The sequence below is a fragment of the Acinetobacter sp. GFQ9D191M genome (assembly GCF_011174875.1).
In the GTDB taxonomy this organism is placed as follows: Bacteria; Pseudomonadota; Gammaproteobacteria; order Pseudomonadales; family Moraxellaceae; genus Acinetobacter.
The window spans coordinates 1-2,420 of the sequence record NZ_JAALGV010000169.1 but is presented as its reverse complement, the minus strand read 5'-3'; the positions used below and the strand labels follow the sequence as shown (position 1 = coordinate 2,420).

At 61.3% G+C, this 2,420-nt stretch carries 3 protein-coding genes and 1 pseudogene; 3 read left to right on the top strand and 1 reads right to left on the bottom strand.

Translation table 11 applies throughout. The annotated features are described in order from the left end of the window. Positions 1–113: 113 nt before the first annotated feature. Genes G5T77_RS16935 through G5T77_RS16925 form a run of 3 tightly spaced genes read left to right on the top strand, consistent with a single transcriptional unit; the run spans position 114 to position 1,938 of the window. Positions 114–926 carry a subclass B1 metallo-beta-lactamase NDM-1 gene (locus tag G5T77_RS16935; RefSeq protein WP_004201164.1) on the top strand — a complete coding sequence of 271 codons (813 nt, stop codon included), beginning with the start codon at positions 114–116 and terminating at the stop codon, positions 924–926. Between the two features lie 3 nt (positions 927–929). Next, complete coding sequence (gene ble / locus G5T77_RS16930) at positions 930–1,295, top strand: bleomycin binding protein Ble-MBL (protein WP_004201167.1); 366 nt, start codon at positions 930–932, stop codon at positions 1,293–1,295. A 4-nt stretch (positions 1,296–1,299) separates the two neighbouring features. Beyond that, entirely contained in the window at positions 1,300–1,938 is a 639-nt protein-coding gene (locus G5T77_RS16925) for a phosphoribosylanthranilate isomerase (protein ID WP_004201168.1), read from the top strand. A 10-nt stretch (positions 1,939–1,948) separates the two neighbouring features. Here G5T77_RS16925 and G5T77_RS16920 read toward each other — a convergent pair. Then, positions 1,949–2,420: pseudogene (locus G5T77_RS16920) on the bottom strand (twin-arginine translocation (TAT) pathway signal sequence domain protein); the annotation flags it as partial.

Below are 2,420 nucleotides of genomic sequence, written 5' to 3'. Positions count from 1 at the left end.
ACCTCATGTTTGAATTCGCCCCATATTTTTGCTACAGTGAACCAAATTAAGATCATCTATTTACTAGGCCTCGCATTTGCGGGGTTTTTAATGCTGAATAAAAGGAAAACTTGATGGAATTGCCCAATATTATGCACCCGGTCGCGAAGCTGAGCACCGCATTAGCCGCTGCATTGATGCTGAGCGGGTGCATGCCCGGTGAAATCCGCCCGACGATTGGCCAGCAAATGGAAACTGGCGACCAACGGTTTGGCGATCTGGTTTTCCGCCAGCTCGCACCGAATGTCTGGCAGCACACTTCCTATCTCGACATGCCGGGTTTCGGGGCAGTCGCTTCCAACGGTTTGATCGTCAGGGATGGCGGCCGCGTGCTGGTGGTCGATACCGCCTGGACCGATGACCAGACCGCCCAGATCCTCAACTGGATCAAGCAGGAGATCAACCTGCCGGTCGCGCTGGCGGTGGTGACTCACGCGCATCAGGACAAGATGGGCGGTATGGACGCGCTGCATGCGGCGGGGATTGCGACTTATGCCAATGCGTTGTCGAACCAGCTTGCCCCGCAAGAGGGGATGGTTGCGGCGCAACACAGCCTGACTTTCGCCGCCAATGGCTGGGTCGAACCAGCAACCGCGCCCAACTTTGGCCCGCTCAAGGTATTTTACCCCGGCCCCGGCCACACCAGTGACAATATCACCGTTGGGATCGACGGCACCGACATCGCTTTTGGTGGCTGCCTGATCAAGGACAGCAAGGCCAAGTCGCTCGGCAATCTCGGTGATGCCGACACTGAGCACTACGCCGCGTCAGCGCGCGCGTTTGGTGCGGCGTTCCCCAAGGCCAGCATGATCGTGATGAGCCATTCCGCCCCCGATAGCCGCGCCGCAATCACTCATACGGCCCGCATGGCCGACAAGCTGCGCTGAGCCATGGCTGACCACGTCACCCCCAATCTGCCATCGCGCGATTTCGATGTGACAGAGGCGTTTTATGCGAAGCTGGGCTTTGCGACGAGTTGGAAGGATCGCGGCTGGATGATCCTGCAGCGCGGCGGTTTGCAGCTCGAATTCTTCCCCTATCCTGACCTCGACCCAGCTACGAGCTCGTTCGGCTGTTGCCTGCGGTTGGATGATCTCGATGCCATGGTGGCATTGGTGAACGCGGCGGGAGCCGAGGAAAAAAGCACCGGCTGGCCGCGCTTCAAAGCTCCGCAACTGGAGGCGAGCGGCCTGAGGATCGGCTACCTGATCGATCCCGACTGCACGCTGGTGCGGCTGATCCAGAACCCCGACTGACCGCATGCCCGCGAAAATCAAGATTTGCGGGATCAGCACACCCGAGGCGCTCGATGCGACCATCGCGGCGCGGGCGGACTATGCCGGGTTGGTGTTCTATCCAGCGTCGCCCCGTGCGGTTACGTCGAATGTCGCGGGCGCTTTGACATCGCGCGCAGCTGGCCAGATCGCCATGGTCGGTTTGTTCGTCGATGCGGATGATGCTGTCATCGCCGACGCACTGGTGGCAGCCAAGCTGAACGCGCTGCAGCTGCACGGTTCGGAATCGCCCGAACGCGTGGCCCAGTTGCGCGCGCGGTTTGGCAAGCCGGTGTGGAAGGCGCTGCCCGTCGCCAGCGCCAGCGATGTCGCACGCGCCGCAGCCTATGCCGGGGCGGCGGACTTGATCTTGTTCGACGCCAAGACCCCCAAAGGCGCGCTGCCCGGCGGCATGGGGTTGGCGTTCGACTGGTCGCTGCTGGCCGGATATCGCGGTGCCTTGCCGTGGGGGCTGGCAGGCGGGCTAAATCCGACGAATGTTGCCGAGGCGATTGCGCGCACCGGAGCGCCGCTGGTCGATACCTCCAGCGGCGTCGAAAGCGCGCCGGGCGTCAAGGATACCGACAAGATTACCAATTTCGCCTTTGCGGTGCGCTTGGCCTAAATCGCGTCGATCAATAGGCGTCGTTCAGCGCAAAGATCGGCTTGCGGGTGCGCCACTGCCCTCGGGTGAAGTCGGGAAAATCTAACGTGCGATTGCCCTCAGCAATCGATTGTTCCGACAGAGGCGTGATCGCGCTCCAGGCCAGCGCGTCGTAAATGTCGATTGGCATCGGGGCCTTGGCCTTCAGCGCCTCGACAAAAGCGTGGATCACGAACCAGTCCATCCCGCCATGCCCGGCCCCTGCCGCCAGATCGGCGTAGCGTTTCCATAGCGGGTGATCGTATTTCGCAAACCAGCCCTCGGCAGGCTCCCAGCGGTGCGGCTGTGGGCTCTTGCCCTCCAGATAGATCGACTTGTTGACGTCCATCCACAGCCCCTCGGTGCCTTGCACCCGAAAGCCGAGAGAATAGGGGCGCGGCAGCGAGGTGTCGTGGCACAGCATGATCGTTTCACCATTAGTGCTGTCTTTGCACATTAAAGAC